The 20,444-nt window shown below is 71.0% G+C and carries 18 protein-coding genes and 1 pseudogene; 9 read left to right on the forward strand and 10 right to left on the reverse strand.

Features of this window, described 5'->3' with window-relative positions; translation table 11 throughout:
- Positions 1-8: 8 nt before the first annotated feature.
- Together F4560_RS06570 and F4560_RS06575 are read left to right on the forward strand one after the other, a co-directional pair.
- Positions 9-440, forward strand: a complete 432-nt coding sequence (locus tag F4560_RS06570; protein ID WP_184917576.1) for an NfeD family protein — start codon at positions 9-11, stop codon at positions 438-440.
- 3 nt (positions 441-443) lie between these two features.
- Positions 444-1,472, forward strand: a complete 1,029-nt coding sequence (locus F4560_RS06575; RefSeq protein ID WP_312868637.1) for an SPFH domain-containing protein — start codon at positions 444-446, stop codon at positions 1,470-1,472.
- A gap of 90 nt (positions 1,473-1,562) precedes the next feature.
- On the opposite strand, the gene F4560_RS06580 is transcribed toward F4560_RS06575, so the two are convergent.
- The 5 genes from F4560_RS06580 to F4560_RS06600 all read right to left on the reverse strand — a co-directional run bounded on the left by F4560_RS06580 (position 1,563) and on the right by F4560_RS06600 (position 7,348).
- Positions 1,563-2,780, reverse strand: coding sequence for a cation:proton antiporter (locus F4560_RS06580; RefSeq protein WP_184917579.1), 1,218 nt, complete (start codon positions 2,778-2,780; stop codon positions 1,563-1,565).
- A gap of 227 nt (positions 2,781-3,007) precedes the next feature.
- Complete coding sequence (locus tag F4560_RS43420; RefSeq protein ID WP_221483370.1) at positions 3,008-3,658, reverse strand: SMI1/KNR4 family protein; 651 nt, start codon at positions 3,656-3,658, stop codon at positions 3,008-3,010.
- 47 nt (positions 3,659-3,705) lie between these two features.
- The gene (locus tag F4560_RS06590) at positions 3,706-5,715 is read right to left on the reverse strand and encodes a xanthine dehydrogenase family protein molybdopterin-binding subunit (RefSeq protein WP_184917582.1); all 2,010 of its coding nucleotides are present in this window, start codon (positions 5,713-5,715) and stop codon (positions 3,706-3,708) included.
- Positions 5,712-6,182, reverse strand: a complete 471-nt coding sequence (locus F4560_RS06595; RefSeq protein WP_184917584.1) for a (2Fe-2S)-binding protein — start codon at positions 6,180-6,182, stop codon at positions 5,712-5,714. Before F4560_RS06595 ends, F4560_RS06590 begins: the two co-directional genes overlap by 4 nt.
- 53 nt (positions 6,183-6,235) lie before the next feature.
- A complete protein-coding gene (locus tag F4560_RS06600) occupies positions 6,236-7,348 on the reverse strand; it encodes a substrate-binding domain-containing protein (RefSeq protein WP_184917587.1) in 1,113 nt (370 codons plus the stop codon).
- 131 nt (positions 7,349-7,479) lie between these two features.
- On the opposite strand from F4560_RS06600, the gene F4560_RS06605 reads away from it, so the two are divergent.
- Together F4560_RS06605 and F4560_RS06610 are read left to right on the forward strand one after the other, a co-directional pair.
- The gene (locus F4560_RS06605) at positions 7,480-8,955 is read left to right on the forward strand and encodes a glycoside hydrolase (protein ID WP_184917590.1); all 1,476 of its coding nucleotides are present in this window, start codon (positions 7,480-7,482) and stop codon (positions 8,953-8,955) included.
- On the forward strand, positions 8,952-10,343 hold the full coding sequence (locus F4560_RS06610) for a BNR repeat-containing protein (RefSeq protein WP_184917593.1): 1,392 nt from the start codon (positions 8,952-8,954) through the stop codon (positions 10,341-10,343). Before F4560_RS06605 ends, F4560_RS06610 begins: the two co-directional genes overlap by 4 nt.
- A gap of 26 nt (positions 10,344-10,369) precedes the next feature.
- On the opposite strand, the gene F4560_RS06615 is transcribed toward F4560_RS06610, so the two are convergent.
- The 5 genes and pseudogenes from F4560_RS06615 to F4560_RS46525 form a co-directional block, all read right to left on the reverse strand.
- On the reverse strand, positions 10,370-10,744 hold the full coding sequence (locus tag F4560_RS06615) for a hypothetical protein (RefSeq protein WP_184917596.1): 375 nt from the start codon (positions 10,742-10,744) through the stop codon (positions 10,370-10,372).
- An 85-nt stretch (positions 10,745-10,829) separates the two neighbouring features.
- Positions 10,830-11,996, reverse strand: coding sequence for a glycosyltransferase (locus tag F4560_RS06620; protein ID WP_184917599.1), 1,167 nt, complete (start codon positions 11,994-11,996; stop codon positions 10,830-10,832).
- 30 nt (positions 11,997-12,026) lie between these two features.
- A complete protein-coding gene (locus F4560_RS06625; RefSeq protein ID WP_184917601.1) occupies positions 12,027-12,914 on the reverse strand; it encodes an aminoglycoside phosphotransferase family protein in 888 nt (295 codons plus the stop codon).
- A complete protein-coding gene (locus F4560_RS06630) occupies positions 12,911-13,549 on the reverse strand; it encodes a formylglycine-generating enzyme family protein (protein WP_184917604.1) in 639 nt (212 codons plus the stop codon). The genes F4560_RS06625 and F4560_RS06630 overlap by 4 nt, the downstream gene beginning before the upstream one ends.
- Positions 13,550-13,556: 7 nt before the next feature.
- Positions 13,557-13,904, reverse strand: a pseudogene (locus F4560_RS46525) (transglycosylase SLT domain-containing protein); the annotation flags it as partial.
- Between the two features lie 826 nt (positions 13,905-14,730).
- On the opposite strand from F4560_RS46525, the gene F4560_RS06640 reads away from it, so the two are divergent.
- The 5 genes from F4560_RS06640 to F4560_RS06660 all read left to right on the forward strand — a co-directional run bounded on the left by F4560_RS06640 (position 14,731) and on the right by F4560_RS06660 (position 20,436).
- Positions 14,731-15,189, forward strand: coding sequence for a hypothetical protein (locus F4560_RS06640; protein ID WP_184917607.1), 459 nt, complete (start codon positions 14,731-14,733; stop codon positions 15,187-15,189).
- A gap of 97 nt (positions 15,190-15,286) precedes the next feature.
- On the forward strand, positions 15,287-16,492 hold the full coding sequence (locus F4560_RS06645) for an ROK family transcriptional regulator (protein WP_184917610.1): 1,206 nt from the start codon (positions 15,287-15,289) through the stop codon (positions 16,490-16,492).
- A gap of 219 nt (positions 16,493-16,711) precedes the next feature.
- Positions 16,712-18,340, forward strand: coding sequence for a sugar ABC transporter ATP-binding protein (locus F4560_RS06650; RefSeq protein WP_246477747.1), 1,629 nt, complete (start codon positions 16,712-16,714; stop codon positions 18,338-18,340).
- Between the two features lie 11 nt (positions 18,341-18,351).
- The gene (locus F4560_RS06655) at positions 18,352-19,344 is read left to right on the forward strand and encodes an ABC transporter permease (protein WP_312869839.1); all 993 of its coding nucleotides are present in this window, start codon (positions 18,352-18,354) and stop codon (positions 19,342-19,344) included.
- A 45-nt stretch (positions 19,345-19,389) separates the two neighbouring features.
- Entirely contained in the window at positions 19,390-20,436 is a 1,047-nt protein-coding gene (locus F4560_RS06660) for a substrate-binding domain-containing protein (RefSeq protein ID WP_184917616.1), read from the forward strand.
- Positions 20,437-20,444: the final 8 nt, after the last annotated feature.

The raw sequence follows: 20,444 nt of genomic DNA on the forward strand, positions 1-20,444 counted from the left end.
AGCGTGCCGTGGACAGCTGGCTGGTGTGGCTGCTGCTGGGATTGTTCCTCGGCGCGGCCGAGTTGTTCGTGTTGACGGCGGCGCTGGGCGTGCTCGGCGGGGCCGCGCTGATCACGTCAGGTGTCGCCGCGGTCGGGCTCCCCGCGCCGGTCCAGTTCGTGGTGTTCACGTTGGCTTCGGTCCTCGGCCTCGTGCTGCTCCGCCCGCTCGCCCGTGACCACCTGCGCAAGCCGCAGACCGTGCGGTTCGGCGTGGACGCCCTGGTGGGCGAGTCCGGCTACGTGGTGAGCGAGGTGTCGCGGCACGGTGGCCGGGTGCGCATCGCCGGGGAGGAGTGGACGGCACGGCCGTTCGACGACAGCCTCGTGATCCCCGAGGGCGCCACCGTCGATGTCATGCGGATCAGCGGCAGCACCGCGTTCGTCTACCCCGGGGAGTGACTCGTGGAATCCTTGATCGCCGGTCTGGTCTTCGCCCTGTTCGTGATCGCCATCGTGCTGATGGCGGTGCGGATCGTCCCGCAGGCGCGAGCCCGCAACGTCGAACGGCTCGGCCGGTTCCAGCGCACGCTCCAACCGGGCCTGAACGTCGTCATCCCGTTCATCGACCGCGTCCACCCGGCCATCGACCTGCGTGAACAGGTCGTCTCCTTCCAGCCGCAACCGGTCATCACCGAGGACAACCTCGTGGTGGAGATCGACACCGTGCTGTACTTCCAGGTCACCGACCCCCGCGCGGCGTTCTACGAGATCGCCAGCTACCTCCAGGCGGTCGAGCAGTTGACCGTCACCACCCTGCGCAACGTGGTCGGCTCGATGGACCTGGAACGCACCCTCACCTCCCGCGACACGATCAACAGCCAGCTGCGCGGCGTGCTCGACGACGCCACCGGTCGCTGGGGCCTGCGCGTCAACCGGGTCGAGATCAAGGCCATCGACCCGCCTCGGTCCATCAAGGACGCGATGGAGAAGCAGATGCGCGCCGAACGGGACAAGCGCGCCGCGATCCTCAACGCCGAGGGCCAGCGGCAGTCGCAGATCCTCACCGCCGAGGGCGACAAGCAGGCGGCCGTGCTGCGCGCGGAGGGGCAGCGGGCGGCGGAGATCCTGAAGGCGGAAGGCCAGTCGCGGGCGATCGACCAGGTGTTCCAGGCGGTCCACCGCAACGACCCCGACCCGAAGCTGCTGGCCTACCAGTACCTCCAGATGCTGCCGCAGTTGGCGCAGGGGCCCGGCAACACGTTCTGGGTGATCCCGAGCGAGGTCACGTCCGCGCTGGAAGGCGTGTCCCGTGCCTTCACCGAGGCGTTGCCGAAGATCGCGCCGACCGCGTCGAGCGCCGCCACCGACGAGGCGGCGGCCAAGGCGGCCGAGGACGCGGCCCGTGCCGCCGCGGCCGCTGCCGAGGCGGTCGCCGACGCCGAGATCGAGGGCAGCGTGCTCGACGGCCGCCCCAGGACCACGATCGTCTGACCATTCCCCGTCACGGGGCGGTTCCCAGTCGGGGGACCGATTCCACCGCACCGGAGCACAGCCCACCGAGGCGTGCTCCGGTGCGTGCTCTCAGCCTTGCTCCAGCTTGCCGGGCTGCTGTTGTTCCTGCTGCCCGGTGGGCAGGTTGTCCGGCGGTTCCACGCTCAGCGCCTTGGCCACCGGCACGTCGGTCGAGGAGTGCAGCACGATCGACAACGCGATCGTGATGGCGACGAGGTCGAACACGTGATCACCCGACGGTATGCCCGCCTGGAGTGCCAGCAGCACGTAGACGACCGACGCGAACCCCTTGGGGCCGAACCACGCCGCGACCCACCGCTCCCGTGGCGGCAAGGTCGTGCGCAGCAGGGAGAGCATCATCGCGGCCGGCCGCACCAGCAGGATCGCGATCAGGGCGACCGCCCAGTCACCCCACGTCAGGTGGGAGATCCGGTCCGGCGTGATGAGCGCCCCGAACACCAGCAACGCGGCGAACTTCGTGGTCTCCGAGAGCAGGTCGCCGAAGTGCTCGAAGCTCTCCGCGGTGACCCGGTCCATCGTCGCCAGGGCCGACCCGGCGGCGAACGCGGCCAGGTAGGGGTTCGCGTGCGTCAGGTGGCAGGTCGCGTAGACGATCACGCCGATCGCCAACGGCCCCAACGCCTGGAGCCGGGGTTCCGCGGTGAGGATCCGCAACCGCCACGCCAACGTCACCGCGGCGGCGATCGCGACGCCGAACACCAACCCGAGGACGAGTTCCAGCCCGATGGTGGCGAAATCCGTGTCCGAGCCGGTCGCGGTGGCCAGGAAGATCAGCACGAACGGCAGCGCGAGACCGTCGTTCAGCCCGGACTCGACGTTGAGCAGGCGGCGCAACCGCATCGGCACATCGGTCCGCCCGACGATCGCCGAGGCGAACACCGGGTCGGTGGGGGAGAGGATCGCGCCGATCAGGAACGACGTGGTCCAGTCGAGACCGGCCAGGTAGTGCGCGGGCAGCGCGATCCCGACCATGGTCAGCGGCATCGCCAGGCCGAGGGCCCGACCCGACAGCCGCCACCCTTCCCGCAACGCCCGCACGTTCGCGCGCTGGCCGTCGGTGAACAGCACGGTGAACAGGGCAAGATCGGCCAGCCCGGTGACGAACACCCCGTCCGACGGGATGTCAACCAGCCCGAAGCCGCCCTGCCCGACCAGCGCTCCCGCCACGAGGAACATCAGCGCTGTGGACAGCACCGTGCGCGCGGCGAGGCCGGAGAGGGACACACTGAGGAGCAACACCAGCCCGAAGGCCAATACGAGCGCCATCTACCCGATCCTGTCGTCGGCGATACGGCCCCCCGCATCGCAAAGGGCGTGCCGACCAGACTTCCCGGCGCTCCGGGCGCAAGGTTGCCGTATCAGAGCCTTTTTCGCAATCCAGCCCGTCGCAAGTGGACGTCGATCACCGGAAGTGCCCGACCGGTAGGCGCAGCCACACGTCGGGCGGACCGGTGATCGCGCGGCCGTCCGCGGGGCCGTACGAGGCCTCCAGCTCACGCCGACCTTCCCGAGATGTCGCCGGACTCCAACCGCGCCACGAACGCGTCCACGTCCGGCGCCGGATCCTGCCGCAGGTCGAACGTGAGGCGTTCGCCGGAGCCGTCGTCGCCGATGATCGCGATGCCGGGATGAGCGGCCACGTTCGCCTCCACCGTCTCCAGTGGCGTGTAGAGGGTGACGAAGGTGTCGCCCAGCCAACCGCTGCGGAACCACGACTCGCCCTGGAGGTAACGCCGCCACGCCACCGGCAGCGGACGGCCGAGTTCGGCCTCCGCACGGTCGAACTCCGCGTCCGCCACCGGACCCCGGTACTCGGCCTCGCACACGATCGGGCCGACGATGTTCGCGTTGAACTCGTCCAGGTCCTCGGCGGGCACCCAGTGCTCCAACACCTCACGCCCGCCGGCCTGCTGCACCGGGTACCGGGCGAGGAAGTCGCGCCGCACGCTGAACCGGGTGACGAACCCGACGCCCTTGGCGGGCACGTTCCACTCGCGCGCGATCTTGGTGGCGTACCAGCGGTTCGCCACCGGGTAGAAGATCGGCTGGTCGGGCAGTCGCGGTGGCCACGCCCGCCACCGCGACGCCGCGACCAGGTCCAGTTCCGCCTGTCCGGTCGGTCGCCAGAGGTCCACCAAGTCCATGGCGGACAGGGTAGGGGGTACCACCGAACAGTCCAGCGCGTTTCGGCTCAGCCCACTTCGACACCCACCGGCATCCCGGTGACGGTCTGCCCGGTGGCGGACGCGATGGCCGCCGCCGCCGGTGGGTAGGCCAGTTCGCCCAGCCCGCCGATCGGCGCGTCCGACGGCACGATCACCACGTCGATGTCCGGCGCACGGTCGATCCGAGCCCACGCGTAGTCGCGGAACGACGACTGCACGACCCGACCGTCCCGCACGGTGATCTGCGCGCCGGACACGGTCGACACCGCGTCCATCACCGCGCCCTCGACCTGGGCCCGCACCCCGGACAGGTGCAGCGCCGGACCCACGTCGACGGCCGCCGTGACCCTGCGGACCCGGCCCTCGGAACTGTCCGCGATCACCGCGATCACGGACCCGTAGTCGTCGTGGCACGCCACTCCACGGCTGAAGCCCGGCCGCACGGAGCCGGCCCGCGCCGCCGCCGCGTCGAGTGCCCGTCGCAGCCGTGAGTCGGCGGGCAGCAGCCGACGCCGCAGGTCGACCTGGTCGAGCCCGGCACGTTGCCCCAACGCGCTGAGGAAGTTCTCCTCGGCGTACTGGAAGTGCCCGGCGTAGACCGCGCGCCAGAAGCCGGTGCGCAACGGCGCCGGCCGCAGGGCCACGTCCAGCTTCCCCGGCACCGAGTACGGGAAGTGGTCGCCGTTGTACTTGACGATGTCCGGGTTCTCGAAGAACGGCAGGACGGTCAGCGGCCAGGTCGCGATCCCGTGCGCCCGCCACGTCGGCACACCCGAAGCGTCCACCACGGCGGACAGCCGGTGCACGGACATCGGCCGGTACGAGTCGTGCCGCATGTCGTCGTCACGGGTCCACAGCACGCTCACCGGCGCGCCCGCTGCCCGGGAACACGCGATCGCCTCCAGCACCGGGTCGAAGTCGATCCGCCGGCCGAACGCGCCGCCGGTCAACGTCGGCTCGACCCGCACGTTCGCCGGGTCGAGCGCCAACTGCCCGGCCAGCACCGTCCGCAGGCTGCCCGGGTCCTGCGTGGGCGTCCACACGGTCAGACCGGTCGCGGTCAGGTGCGCGGTCGAGTTCATCGGTTCCATCGGCGCGTGCGCCAGCAACGGCAGCCGGTAGACGGCCTCGAACGCCACCGGACCGGGCGCCGTCGGCACGGCGGGCAGCGCGGATTCCAACTCGGCCAACCACACCCGGCTGTCTGCGTCCGGCGTGCCGCCACGCCACGTCACGCGCAGCGCCTCGCGCCCCCGCAACGCCTCCGGCATCGACCGCGCGATCACCGCGACACCGCCCTGACCTTCCGTCACCGGGGCGAGCGTCGTCACCGCGACCACACCGGGTACCGCCCGCGCCGCGCTGTCGTCCACCGTGTCGACCACCGCTCCGATCCACTGTGGACGGAGGATCACGGCGACCAGCGCGCCCGCCGGACGGGTGTCGATGCCGTACCGGGCCTTGCCGGTCACGATCGCCTTCGCGTCCACCCGTCCGGCGTGGGAGCGGCCCAGCAGCCGCCACTGCTCGCGAGGGGTCAGCGTCACCGGCACGGTCGCCGGGTCCAACGCCGCCGCGTCCCGCACCAGGCTCCTGTACCGCAACGCCCGACGCCCGTGGCGGACCATGCCGTCCCTCGCGGTGCACTCCGCTACCGGAACACCCCACCGCTTGGCCGCCGCCGCGACGAGCAGGCAGCGGGCGGTCGCGGCGGCCGTGCGGATGGGTTCGGTGAGCTGTCGGGCGGAGAACGAGCTGCCCACGCCCTGCTGCCCGAACCGCTCCGTGTCACCGTGGGCCTGCTCCAACCGGACGTCGTCCAGCCCGACCGCCAGCTCTTCGGCGACCAGCAGGGCCACCATCGTCCGCACGCCCTGACCGGAGTCCGGCTTCGGCACGGTCGCCGTGACCCGGCCGCGGTCGTCCAGCCGCACGAACACGTTGGGCGCGAACTCCCCGGCCGCTTCGGAGGAAGCCGGCAGTGCGATCGGCGCCGACACGACCAACACGCCCCCGAGGAACGTCCGGCGGTTCACTGCCTACCTCGCTTCAATTGTGCGGCGCGCTTCACGGCCGCACGCACCCGCGTGTACGTCCCACACCGGCACACGTTGTCCCGCAAGGCGGCGTCGATCGCCGCGTCGTCCGGATCCGGGTCGACCGCGAGCAGCGCGACCGTCGACATGATCTGACCCGGCTGGCAGTAGCCGCACTGCGCGACGTCCAGCTCCAGCCACGCCTGCTGCACCGGGTGGTCGCCGTCCTCGGACAGCCCTTCGATGGTCGTGACGCGCCTACCCTGGGCCTCGGCCACCGTGGTCACGCAAGGCCGCGCCGCCTGACCGTCCACAAGGGACGTACAGGCCCCGCACGCGCCCACACCGCAGCCGTACTTCGGTCCGAGCAACCCCAGTTGTTCCCGTAACGCCCACAGCAGTGGTGTCTCCGCGGGCAGATCCACCTCGCGCCGCTCGCCGTTGACGTGCAAACGATATCGCCCCACTACGGCCCCCCTCGGTCCGCTCTCATCGTGGCGGACCGGTAGCCGTCCGGCAATCAGTCGTTCATGGGCTCGACGAAGGCACTGGTTCGGCCAACAGGCGGTTGCGACGTGCCGCACGACTCCCGCACGGTCAGGCTCGGCCACAGGGTCACCCGGTGCACCGGCCGGTCCAGCGGATCGGCGACCCGGGCCAGGGCCAACTGCGCGGCCAGCGCGCCGAGCCGGTGCTTCTGCGGCCGGACGGCGGTCAACGGCGGGTCGGACGCGGCGGCCACCTCGTCGTCGTACGACACCACCGCCAGGTCGCCCGGCACGTCCAACCCCCGGTCGCGGGCGCGTTCCAGCAGGCCGATGGCCTCACGGTCGGCGTGCACCAGCAACGCCCGCACTCCCGCCCGCACGCACCGGTCCAACACGTCGTCGCACGCCTCCGCCCACCCCGCCGTCCCGTACGGCGGCACGTCCAGCGCCGGCACCCCGCCCGACGACAGGTCAAGTGACGTCAACGCCGCCGACCACCCGTCCCGGATCGCCGCCCGGTGCGGACTGAGGCGCGACAGCACCAGACCGACATCGCGGTGCCCCAACGTCGCCAGGTGCCGCACGGCCAGTCCCGCGCCCAACGCGTGGTCGGTGACGGCGGCGTCCAGCCCGATCGTCGGCAACTCCGCCGGCGGCATCCGCTCGATCAGCACGACCGGCGCGCTCAACCCGCTCAGCCAGCGCAGCAGGTCGATCCCGGCGGCCCCGGTGGTGCTCGGCGCGACCAGCAGGGCCTGCACACCGCGTTCGAGCAGCTTCACCACCTGCCGCCGGTCCTCGGCCGCGTCGTAGCAGGACGTGCGCAGCGCCAACCGCCCGCCCGCGGCCGTGACGGCGGCCTGCGCGCCCTGGATCACGGCCGGCCAGTAGTACTCCTCGGACGGCGCGACCATGCCCACCAGCGTGTGCGCCGACCTGGGTGAAGGCGGCGGATCGCCGTGGTGCGGCATGGTGATGCCGCCGTGCACCCGGGAGACCAGGCCACGGTCGGCCAGCGCGGTCACGTCCCGGCGGACCGTCACCGCCGTCACGCCCAACTGGTCCACCAGATCCGCCAAACGGACCACCCCGTGCGCCCTCACCGCCGCGAGGATCAGTTCACGCCGCTGCGCCGCCAATCGCATTTTCGGTTCCGATCGACTTTGATCGATTCTGTTTGTTTCGTTGACCCGGAACTATGCCACGGACTGGGGTGGTCCTCATCACTCCACTGGAGGGATAGGCGATGAGGCCGCAGTCGGACGAGGAGAGCTCCATGGACTCACAGGGGAAGGTCACCCGAAGGACGCTGTTCACCGCGGCCGGGGTCACGGTCGCGGCCGGCGCCCTCGGCACCGGTGTGGCGGGGGCCGACGCGACCGTGGGTGTCGACCCGAACGCCGACCAGGGCGCGTGGGAGGGCTGGGGCACGTCGCTCGCGTGGTGGGCCAACGTGTTCGGCGACCGGGACGACTTCGCCGACCTGTTCTTCACCACCAAGACGGTGACGTACAACGGCGTCGCCCTGCCGGGTCTGGGCATGAACATCGCCCGCTACAACCTCGGCGCGTCCAGCTGGAACGCCATCGGCAACGCGCGCATGGTGGCCTCGCCGAACATCCCCCGGTTCAAGCAGATCGAGGGCTTCTGGCAGGACTGGAACAACGAGGACCCGGCCTCGTCCGCGTGGAACTGGAACGCCGACGCCAAGCAGCGCGCCGCCCTCGTCAAGGCGACCCAGCGCGGCGCGATCAGCGAGCTGTTCGCGAACTCTCCGATGTGGTGGATGTGTCTGAACCACAACCCGTCCGGCGCGGCGGACGCGGGCAACAACCTCCAGCCGTGGAACCACCGCCAGCACGCCCTCCACCTGGCCGCCACCGCACGCCGGGCCCGTGACCAGTGGGGCGTGAACTTCCGGACCGTCGACCCGTTCAACGAGCCGTCCTCGCCCTACTGGAAAGCCGATGGCAAGCAGGAGGGCTGCGGCATCGATGCCACCACGCAACGCAGCCTCCTGGCCCACATGCGCACCGAACTGGACCGGCAGGGCTTGGGCGGCGTGATGGTCTCGGCGTCCGACGAGACCAGCTACGACCTCGCCCGCACCACCTGGAACAGCTTCGACTCCGGCACCAAGGCGTTGGTGCGCCAGGTGAACGTGCACGGCTACCAGGGACTCAACGGCCGGCGCGACCTCCTGGGCAACGACGTCCGCGCGGCGGGCAAGATCCTCTGGAACTCCGAGCACGGCGACAGCGACGGTTCCGGCATGAACACGGCCCGCTGCCTGCTGATGGACTTCCGCTGGCTCAAGCCCACGGCCTGGTGCTACTGGCAGGTGATGGACCCGACCGCCGGCTGGGGCCTCATCCGGTACGACGGCAGCACCCTGCGTGCGGGCGCCGTGGAGACGAAGCTGTACGTGCTGGCGCAGTTCACCCGGCACATCCGGCCCGGGATGCGGATCATCAACACCGGTGTGGGCTACGCGGTCGCCGCGTACGACTCCGCCGCCCGGAAGCTCGTGATCGTGGCGGCCAACGTCGGCGCGGCGCAGACGTTGACGTTCGACCTGTCGCGGTTCGGCCAGGTGCCGGACGGCGTGGTGACCCGGTGGTCGACGCTCACGTCGGGCTCGGGGGACCGGTACACGCGGCGTCAGGACCTGCGGACGGCCGGCAAGCTCGTCCGCGTGCCGTTCGCGGCGGGCGCGGTGCAGACCATCGAGATCGAAGGAGTGGTCCGATGAGGGCGTCGTTGGTAGCCGTGGTCGCGCTCGCCGCGTCCCTGATCCAGCCCGGGGTCGCGAACGCGGGGCCGGGCGTCACGCTGCTGTCCGACACGGTGCTGGACCAGTCGGCGCTGTACTTCGTGTCGTATGACGGGCTGGTCAACAACAACGCGTTCCAGGACGCGATGGTGACGTACAACGGCCACCAGTACGCGGCCTGGTACACGTCCAGCCGGAACGCGGTGGTGGCGCGGCGGGCGTTGGGCGGTAGCTGGGAGAAGGCCGTCCTGCCGCACCGGCTGAGCACCAACGACTCGCACAACGTGATCTCGCTGGGGATCTCGCCGCAGGACGGCACGCTGCACGTCGCGATGGACACGCACAACACGCGGCTGTACTACTCGAAGTCCGTCGCAGGGCTCGCGTCGCAGCCGGGTTCGCACCAGTGGTCGTCGTCGGTTTTCGGTTCCGTGCAGCGGACTCTGGGCGGCGTCGAGCTGGGCAACATGACGTACCCCCAGTTCGTCGTGACGCCCGAGGGCGCCTTGCAGTTCAGCTACCGGACCGGCGGGTCGGGCAACGGCGTGAACGAGCTGGCCGAGTACACGGGTGGCGCGTGGCGGCGGCTGGGCGCGTGGTCGTCGGCGACGGGCAACTACCGGGCGCCGAACGGGGTCGTGTCCACGACTCGCAACATGTACCTGCACGGCCTCACCTACGACCGGCGTGGACGGTTGCACGTCGCGTTCACGTGGCGTGAGGGCAACGCGGGAATGCTGTGCAACTCCGGTGGCCTGACCAACCACGAGACCGGTTACGTCTACAGCGATGACCGGGGACGGACCTGGCGCAACGCGGCCGGCAGCGTCGTCGGCAACACCGGTGGCACGAGGGTGTCGGTGAACTCGCCGGGCCTGGTGGCGGACCCGCTGGACCCGAACCACGGTCTGATGAACCAGGAGGGGCAGGCCGCCGACTCCACCGGCACACCGCACGTGGTGATCAGCTACGTGCCGGGCAGGTTCACGCAGTGCGTGTCGAACTACTCGCAGCAGCGCACGCAGTACGGCCGGACGTTCCACGTCGTGCGGAACTCGAACGGCACGTGGACCAAGCGCGAGGTGCCCGTGGCGCCAGGCAGCACCCAGCGCACCAAACTCGTCTTCGACCGCTCCGACAACGCCTACCTGGTGATGCCGCGCGGCCGGATCGTGTCGGCCAGCAAAGCCAGCGGGTGGACCGACTGGACCCTCGTCTTCGACCGGTCGTCGATGAACGCGTTCGGCGAGGTCAACGTCGACACGTCCCGGATGGCGGCCGACGGAGTCCTGTCGGTGCAGTACCAACAACGCTCCAGCGGCACCACACCGTCACCGATCCGGGTAGCCGACTTCCGGCTCGGCTGACGGGACGGGCCGGCCGCGCTGATCCGTCACGAAGGCTCTTCGTCGGGGCGGATCAGCTCGGGCAGCCCGGCCGCGCGCCGTGCCCGCACCACGTACGCGACATGGCGCTCGGGATTCTCCCGGTACTTCCGGCACCGCTCGATCATGTCGAGCCACCAGAGGTTCCAGTCGGCCTGCTCGGCAGGCATGCCGGACGGCCGGTTGAACGGCAACTCGTTCGGCCCCCGGAAGTCCACCTCGTGTGACACCTCGCGGTCCATCTGGCCGGTGAAATCGCGCCAGTTGGACTCGGTGTCGCGCAAGGTCATCCCGCCGTGCTCGTCCCGGCGGACGTCGAGCCCCATCGTGCGGGCGCTCTCCGACCTGTCCACGATCGCCCGGAGCCACGCCCACCTGCCCACGCCGCAAAGGCTAACGGGCCGGGCACGCCGCTGTCACGGTCGTACCGCGGCTCTGCTCCTGTGAGTGGTGGCCGACGAGACGACCTCATCGGCCGGCTGCCCGGTTCTTGATCCTGCCGACGGGGTCCGACAACTCGTCCGCGACGAGGCGCTCCAGCAGTGGCACGGCCGCCGCAGGCTCCGGCAACTGGAGCATCTCCTCCCGCACCCGTTCGGCCGCCTTCCGGTAACCCGGATCGGCCAACACCTCCGTCACCGCCGCACGCACGTCCCGCGGCGTCACGGTGACCGGGTGCAGTTCCTTCCCCACCCCGAGCCGCACGCACTGCTCGGCGTTGTGCGGCTGGTCCGCGCCCATCGGCAGCAGCACCGTCGGCAGCCCGTGCGCCAGCGCGCCGATGACGCTGCCCGACCCGCCGTGCGAGATCACCAGGTCGCAGCGCGGCAGCACCTCGGACTGCGGTAGGTAACGGGCGACGCGCACCCCTGGCCGCTGCTCGCCGAACTCGGCCGGATCGATGTGCCTGCCGACCGTGGCGATCACGTCGACCGGCAGGTCGCTCAGCCCGGCCAGCACGCGGGCGAACAGGTCGCCGGACTCGGTGTTGAACACCGTGCCCAAGGTGAAGTAGACCGTGGGCGACTCCGACCTGGCCCGCGGACCGACCGGCGGGCGGATCGGGAAAGCGGTGTGCGGCAACGGGAACGCGGGATCGCGGAAGCTGGGCGGGAACGGCGAGAGCACCAGGTGCCGGTGCAGCATGGCCAGGTTGGGGTCGGGGGACAGGCCGTGCTCGGCGCGCAACTCGGCGATCGCCTCGCCGATCACCGCCGGCCGCACGAACGAACCCGACGCGATCACCTGCGCGTTCGCGTACGGCAGTCCCAGCTTCTCGGCGGCGAGCACGCTGCCGAAGTCCGTCTCCTCGCAGACCACGACATCCGGCCGCCACTCGCCGAACAGGCCCAGGTACAGCGGCAGGCGGTGGGCGGCCCCGTGGCGGACGAAGCCGTCACGCAGGTCGCGCTCCTCCCGTTCCCGGTCGGGCGCCAGCAGGGGACGGCGTTCCGGGACCTCGTCGCCTCCGTCACCCACCGCGAACGCGGTGAACCCGGCCGCCTCGATCGCCTGCCGCAGAGCCGGACCGGCCGCGAACGCGACCGTGTGACCGGCGGTGGCAACGGCCGACGCGAGCGGGATCAGCGGTTGGAAGTGGCCCAGCCCACCGGCGAACGTCAACAGCACGCGCATCGCGTCACCCTATCGATCCGTCCCGCCGGCTCACATCAGCAGCGTGGCCAGGGTGTCGACCACCTCGGTGATCACGGCCGGCTCGCGCAGGGTGCGTGACCACAGCGCGGACTCCGCAGCCCGCGCCTGCGTCCACCGACGAACCCGTTCACGGTCCACCTCGGCAGCCTCCGCGAACTCCGCGATCCGCCGTTCCACCGCCGTGCTCAGGTCGGCTTCGCCCATGACCGCGAACCAGTCGCCACGCAGGAGGGGGAGCAGTTCGAACGCCGGGTCACCGACCAGCCCGGTCGGATCGACGGCACGCAACCCGTCGTCGTCGCACATGATGTTGCCGAAGTGCAGGTCGCCGTGCACCAGGACGCCCTGATCGACCGTGAGGTCACGGGCATTGGCAACGGCGGCGTCGACCACTCGCGCCGGCAACGGTGAGCCCAGCCGCGCGGCGTGCGCGGGCACGTCCACCGCCCACTCCAGCGCCTTGTCGGCCAACGAAAACACACCGGGCGGCGCGGCGATCGCCAGTCGACGGGCGAGTCGGCCGACCGCGGTGAACGGCGCGGACGGAGGCTCCGCCAAGGGCCGCAACCGCTCCAGCAGCATGGCGGACCGGCTGTCGTCGCGTTCCAGCAGACGCACCGCGCCGTTGCCGTTCCACGCCGCCAGCGCCACCGGTTCCGCCGCGTTGCGGGACAGCGGGAACCCGAGCTTCAGCACGGCCTCGGACCCGTCCGCGCGGACGACCGGGATCACCACGCCGACGAAGCCGTGCATCGTCGGCCCGGACACCGTGCAGGACCACCGGTCCAGGAACTCCGCGGCCGACGCGGGCAGCGACTCGACCCACTCCCGGCCCGCCGCGCCCTCACGGCTGATCGTCGCCTCGGCGAACGCCGCCGGAACGGTCACCCCGCTCATGCCGTGCGCGCGATGCGGAACCCCACATCATCGATCTTGAACGTCGGGTGGCTGCGCCGGCGGACGGACGCGCGGCAGCTCCAGTGCTCGTCGAACCACCCGCCGCCGCGCAGCACCCGGTAGATGCCCTTGACCTCGAAGTCGTGCATGTCCCAGCACCACTCCCACACGTTGCCCAGCATGTCGTGCAGGCCCCACGCGTTGGGCCGCTTCCCGCCGACCTCGTGGACGTGCTCGTCCGAGTTGGCGCGATACCAGCCGATGTCGTCCAGCGGGCCGTAGCGCGGCTCCGTCGTGCCGGCGCGGCACGCGTGCTCCCACTCGGCCTCGGTCGGCAGCCGGTACCCGTCGGCGGACACGTCCCACTCGACGTCGTCGGCATCGACCCGGTACGCGGGCGTCAGACCCTCAAGGCCCGACAGGGCGTTGCAGAACCGGACCGCGTCGAACCACGACACGCCGTCCACGGGCAACCGGTCGCCGTGCGCGGCGCTCGGCCGTTCGCCGGTGACCTCCGCGTAGCGCGTCTGGGTCACCGGGTGGGTGGCGAGGGCGAACGGTGCGACGTCGACCGACCAGGTGCGCTGGGCGCCTCGGTGGGTGAGCGTCACCCGTCCTGGCGGGACGGTGATCATGGCCCGCTCAGTATCCTACGTAACCGCTGCCCTGGCTGATGCCCACGAGGCCGGGGTGGTTGCCGAACCCGCCGTAGCGCGCGTAGGTGTAGCGGACGCCGGCGATGATGTTGTCGACCGGGGCGTAGATGTCGTCGTACCCGGCCAGCTTGTACGCCCGGAACGTCGGGTCGATGCACTGCATCAGGCCCTTGGACGGTGTGCCGCGGGCGGCGTTGGAGTCCCAGGTGTTGACGGCGTTCGGGTTGCCGTTCGACTCCTTGATGATGATCGTGTAGATCTCGTCCATGCTGTCTTCGGTGATCTGCGTGCCGTTGGCCGCCAGAACGCCGATCGCCTCACGGATCCAACCCTCGATCTGACGCTGCTTCGGCGGCTTGCGCGCCTCCGCGGCCTCCCACGCCTCACGCGCGGCCTGCTCCTCGGCCGCCTTGCGCGCCGCGTACCCGTTCTGGGCGACGCCGCTGGCCTGGTTGAACGCCTGCATCGCGGCCAGTTGGTCCTGGCGGATGATCCGGGCGGTCTCCGACCCGAGGTCGACCGCGTGCACGGTCTCGACCTTGCCGATGGGCGCCGAGTGGTCCGGCACACCGCCGAGGTCGGCGCCACCGGCGACGGGGCTGAACTGGCCGGTCATCGCGTGGGCCGCGGCTCCGGCCGCGCCGACGATGCCGACTGCGACCGCCACACCGGCGATGCGTCGCGGGAGTACCCGCTCGGACTCTGCCCGGTGCGCGCCCTTGTAGCCGGGCGGTGGCGGTGGGACCTGGAACGTGGTCTGCTCACGTTTGTTCTTGTGACGGACATGCCGAGCCAACTGTGCAGCCTCCTGCGGTCGGGGAACTCCGTCACCGAACCCGGCGGGGGATCCAGGTGGTCATGGGCCGTTTTCGGGGGATGAGTGGCCCGTGTCCGTTCGGTGATGGAACCGTGATCTGCGGCCGAGAACGTAACCGTTTGTGATTTGGGGTGGCAAGTAAACGCCATTAATGGGTGACGGGCGTCACGTTTGCTGGTGGTCATGACTACGCTGCGTCGTCTGAATCGTCACCGTTGTGTCGGAACGGTCACGAACGAGTGATAGCGCGCAACCCGGGGCGAACCGCGACTCCGCCGCCCCGCCGGCCCGCCGGGTCCCTGGGAACCTTCAAGGACTGACTGCCGGCGAAGGGTGAGGCGACGTGGACGACGCCGAGGAAGGACCGGCCGCGGTGCGCCGCCGGCGGGAGGCGTTGGCGGAGCGCGTCGGCCTGCCGTGGTGGTACCGCGTGGCGTTCGCCGTGACCTGGACCGGTGTGCTGCTGGGGCCGCTGCTGGCACGCGACCACGACCGGCTCGGCCTGCCCGCGTTCCCGTACTGGCTGGTCGCCACCGCACTGCTGGTCGTCCTGCTGCTGGAGTACCGCCGGCGGTCCGCGTTGAGCGTGCTGATGCGCAGCAGGCCGTACCCGGCACTCCGCGCCCACCTCGTGCCCACGGCGGCGGTGATCGTGGGCAGCGTGGTGGTGGTGTGGGGGCTGACCCTGCTCGACCAGCCCTACGCGGCGATCGGCTGCGCGGTGCTCGCCGGCGGCCTGACCGCCCGTCAGGTCTGGCTGGTCAACCGGGCCATCCGTCGTGACGTGGTCGAGAGCGGATGACCACGTCACGACGGATGGCCCGGTGATCCACCCGCGTCCTCGACCGGATGTGCCCGGAGAGCGCCCGGGTCCCGGCGGGCCACCGTAAATTGAGGCCATGAGCAGCGCGAAGGGCAGCGGTCAGCAGCCGCACGTCGTCTCCGGCAGGCAGTCGGAGTTGCTCGGGCTGCTCCGCGACGAGGGCGCGATGTCCCGCGTCGCCCTGGGTGAACGGCTGGACCTGCCCCGCGCCAAGCTGGCCGCCGAGCTGGTCAGGCTGGTGGACGTCGGGCTCGTGCAGATCGGCGGACCGGCGGCCAGCCGGGGCGGTCGGCGGTCCACGCTCGTCCACCTCGCCGACGACCTGCGCGTTCTCGGCGTCGACGTCGGCGCGACTTCGGTGACGGTCGCCGTCACGGACGGCCGCTGTGAGGTGTTGGAGAGCCGCAATGAGGTCTGCGACGTCCGCGACGGCCCCGCGCAGGTGCTGGGCCGGGTCGTCGAGCTGGCCGACACCGTCTACGCCAAGGCTCCGGGCCGGCTCATCGGCGCCGGTATCGGGCTCCCCGGCCCGGTGAGCTTCCGCGACGGCATGCCGGTCGCGCCGCCGATCATGCCCGGCTGGGACCGCTACCCCGTGCGCGACGAACTCGCCGGCCGGTGGGGCTGCCCGGTCACCGTGGACAACGACGTGAACGTCATGGCGCTCGGCGAACGCCACGCGGGCGTCGCCCGGTCGCTCGAAGACCTGATCTTCGTCAAGGTCGGCACCGGCATCGGCTGCGGGATCGTGCTCGGTGGACGCGTCTACCGGGGCGTGGCCGGGACGGCCGGCGACATCGGGCACATCAGGCTGGACGACTACGGCCCGGCGTGCGCGTGCGGCGAGGTCGGGTGCCTGGAGGCGTACTTCGGCGGCGCGGCGCTGGCCCGTGACGCCACCACGCTGGCCCGCAGCGGACGTTCCGTCGCCCTCGCCGCCGCCCTGCGCGACAAGGGCGTGCTCACCGCCGAGGACGTCGGCGCCGCCGCCGCGGCCGGTGACTTCGCCGCCGCGAACCTGGTGCGCGAAGGCGGCCGTCGGCTGGGGCACGCGGTCGCGTCGCTGGTCAGCTTCCTCAACCCGGGCATGGTCGTCATCGGCGGCGGCGTGTCGCGGCTGGGTCACTCCCTGCTCGCCGAGGTGCGCAGCGCCGTCTACCGCCGGTCGCTCCCGCTGGCCACCGGCAACCTGCCGATCGTGCTGTCGGAGCTGGGCGACCTGGCCGGCGTGACCGGCGCCGCCTGGTCCGCGACCGACCGGGCCTTCTCGCCGGCCGGCTGAACCGACCTCACCGCCTACCCGGCCGGAGAAGCCCACCGCCGCAGATTTGCGAAAGCAACGCAACCTTCCGGCAAAATCGGACAGACTTTCGCAACGGTGTGGCAAAAGTCGGCCCAAAATGTTGTGACTCCGTGCGCGGAACTGTCAGGATCGGGCACAACCCGCCCCGGAACGTGACCTGGACCACGATCGACTCCCCTCGACGAAGCCGGAGAGACGATGCAGTCGCAGAAGGAAGGCCGACGCGAGTCGAACCTGCTCAGGATGGCGGGCATCGGCAAGACCTTCCCCGGCGTGCGCGCCCTCGACCAGGTGGACCTCGAAGTGGCCGAAGGCGAGGTGCACTGCCTGCTCGGCCAGAACGGCGCGGGCAAGTCCACCCTGATCAAGGTCCTGTCGGGCGCGCACCAGCCGGACGACGGCGAGATCACCTGGCGCGGCGCCACCACGACCCTCCCGTCCCCGGTGGCCGCACTGCGCCTCGGCATCGCCACCATGTACCAGGAGCTCGACCTCGTGCCGGACATCAGCGTCGCGGAGAACGTCTTCCTCGGCCACGAGCCCGCCAGGTTCGGCTTCACCCGACGCGCGACGGCCCGCGACCGCGCCCGGACCCTGATGGCCCGCCTCGGCCACCCGGAGATCGACCCGGACGGCGAAGTGGGCAGGCTGTCGGCCGCCGGCAAGCAGTTGGTCTCCATGGCCCGCGCCCTGGCCCACGACGCGCGGCTCATCGTGATGGACGAGCCGACCGCCGCCCTGGCCGCCGACGAGGTCGACAACCTGTTCCGCATCGTCGGCGAGCTGACCGACGACGGCGTCTCCGTCCTCTACATCTCGCACCGCCTGGACGAGATCCGCCGCATCGGCACCAGGGTCACCGTCCTCAAGGACGGCCGCACCGTCGCCGCGAACCTCCCCGCGCACACCCCGACCGCCGAGCTGGTCGACCTCATGTCCGGCCGCAAGGTCGAGACCGTCTTCCCGCACCGCGACACCTCCACCGTCGACACCTCCCGCGAGGTCCTGACCGTCACCGGCCTCTCCCGCAAGGGCGAGTTCAAGGACGTCACCTTCCACGTGCACGCGGGGGAGGTGCTGGGCATCGCGGGTCTGGTCGGGGCCGGGCGCAGCGAGATCCTGGAAACCGTGTTCGGCGCCAGGAAACCGGACTCCGGGCACGTGGCCGTCAACGGGAAACCGGTCCGACCGGGCAGCGTCGTCGCGGCCGTCAAAGCGGGCATCGGCCTCGCGCCCGAAGAACGCAAGGCGCAGGGCCTGCTGCTGGACCTCTCGGTCGCGCACAACGTGACGCTGTCCAGCCTCCCGACCTACAGCCGCGCCGGGTTCATGGACCGCGCCCGTGAGCTGAAGGACTCGAAGACCACCCTGGAACGGCTGGACCTGCGTCCCGCCGACCCGCGCCGGCTGGTCGCCGAGTTCTCCGGCGGCAACCAGCAGAAGGCCGTCGTGGCGCGCTGGCTGGTCCGGGGCTGCAAGGTGCTCCTGCTGGACGAGCCGACGCGCGGCGTGGACGTCGGCGCGCGTGCCGAGCTGTACCGGGTGATCCACGAATTGGCGGCGGCCGGCGTGGCCGTGGTGCTGGTGTCCAGCGAGGTCGCCGAGGTGTTGGGCCTGGCCGACCGGGTGCTGGTGCTGCGCGACGGCGAGGTGGTCGCGGACCGGCGGGCCGACGAGCTCACCGAGTCCGCCGTTCTGGACATCGTGATGACCGGCAGCGCCGTCACCGAGAGCCCGATCACCGAGAACACCATCGCCGAGAACGCCGGCACCGAGAACGCCCGCACCGACACCACAGCGGCTGTGACGGAGGAGGAGGTCCAGTGACCGAAGCCCGGGTGCTCGACCCGAAATCGGCGCCGCCCCAGGAGCCGCGCAAGCACCGGCGCCACCTCGACCTCAGGCTCACCGGCCTGCTGGGCGTGCTGGTGGTGCTGTGCGTCGTCGGCTACGCCACCCGACCGGACAGCTTCCTCACCGAGGCCAACATCTCCACCATGCTGCGCCTGGCCGCGGCCATCGGGGTGGTCAGCGTCGGCATGACGTTCGTGATCATCAGCGGCGGCATCGACCTGTCCGTCGGCTCGATCGTGGCGCTGTCGGGCGTGTGGATGACGACGGTCGCCACCCAGTCCTACGGGCCGGTGGTGATGGTGCTGTGCGCGCTGCTCGTCGGCCTGGGCTGCGGCCTGGTCAACGGCGTGCTGATCTCGTACGGGCGGATAGTCCCGTTCATCGCCACCCTCGCCATGTACGCGTCGGCGAAGGGCCTGGCCGAACGGCTGTCCGGTCGCCGCACGCAGGTCGTCACCGAGACCGGGTTCACCACGTTCTTCCGCGGCGACATCCTCGGCGTCCCGGTGCTGATCTGGATGCTGGCCGCCGTGTTCGCGGTCGGCTGGGTGCTGCTCAACCGCACCACGTTCGGCCGCCGCACGTTCGCCGTCGGCGGCAACGCCGAAGCCGCCCGCCTGGCCGGCATCGACGTCCGCCGGCACACCGCGCTCGTCTACGGCATCGCCGGCCTGTGCTGCGGCATCGCCGCGCTCATGGTCGTCGCCCGCACCACCTCGGGCGCGTCCACCAACGGCATGTTCTACGAACTCGACGCCATCGCCGCGGTCGTCATCGGCGGCACGTTGCTCAGCGGCGGCCGGGGCTCGCTGATCGGCACGTTGATCGGCGTCCTGATCTTCACCGTGGTGGGCAACATCTTCACCCAGAACAACCTCGACACCGACATCCAGAACATCGCGAAGGGCGTCATCATCGTCGCCGCGGTGCTCCTCCAGCGCACCACATCCCGCCACCGCGGAGCGCGCACCACCTGACGCACGGCACACCCGCCAATCCGACCCACCGCTCGGGAGTCAGCCATGTCCTCACTCGACCGTCGCCGCTTCCTCTGGGGCACCACCGCCGTCGGCACCGCCGCCCTCCTCGCCGGCTGCACGTCCAACGAGTCCGCGAACACCGCGCCGAACGCCGTCGCGGGCGGATCGGGCCAGAACAGCCAGCCGGGCAAGGCGGTCACCATCGGCTTCTCCGCTCCCGCCGCCGACCACGGCTGGATGGCGGCGATGACGAAGAACGCGAAGGCCCAGGCCGACCGGTTCTCCGACGTGACGTTCAAGGCCACCGAGGGCACCAACGACGTCAACCAGCAGATCGGCCAGGTCGAGACGCTGATCAACGACAAGGTCGACGTGCTGGTGGTGCTGCCGTTCGACGGCAAGGCGCTGACCGAGGTGGGCCGCCAGGCCATGGACGCGGGCATCCCGGTGGTCAACGTCGACCGGATCTTCGACACCCCGCTCGCCTACCGGCTGTGGATCGGCGGCGACAACTACCGGATGGGCGTCAACGCGGGCGAGTACATCGTCGAGCAGATGAAGGCCAGGAACGTCGGCAACCCGATCATCGGCGAGGTCGCGGGCATCGACTCGCTCCCGCTCACCCAGGAGCGCAGCAAGGGCTTCCGGGACGCGTTGGCGCGCGCCGGCTTCTCCGTCGGGCCGCGCGTCTCGGCGTCGTTCACGTCCGAGTCCGGCGAGCAGCAGACCGCCAACCTGCTCCAGTCGGCGGCCAAGCTCGACGCCCTGTGGAACCACGACGACGACCAGGGCATCGGCGTGATGGCGGCCATCGACAGCGCGAGCCGCAAGGAGTTCGTCATGGTCGGCGGCGCGGGGTCGCGCAACATGATGGACCTGATCAAGGCCGACAGCGGCGTGGTCAAGGCGACCGTCCTCTACAGCCCGTCGATGGCGTCCTCGGCGATCGCGCTGGCCCGGCTGCTCGGTCAGACCAAGGGCATCGGCGACATGGCCGAGCACGACGTCCCCGCCTCCATCACCACCTACTCCGCGGTGGTGACCAAGGAGAACGTCGACCAGTACCTCGACGTCGGGTTCGACTCCTGACCCGGCCC

The sequence above is a fragment of the Saccharothrix ecbatanensis genome, assembly GCF_014205015.1.
Lineage (GTDB): Bacteria > Actinomycetota > Actinomycetes > Mycobacteriales > Pseudonocardiaceae > Actinosynnema > Actinosynnema ecbatanense.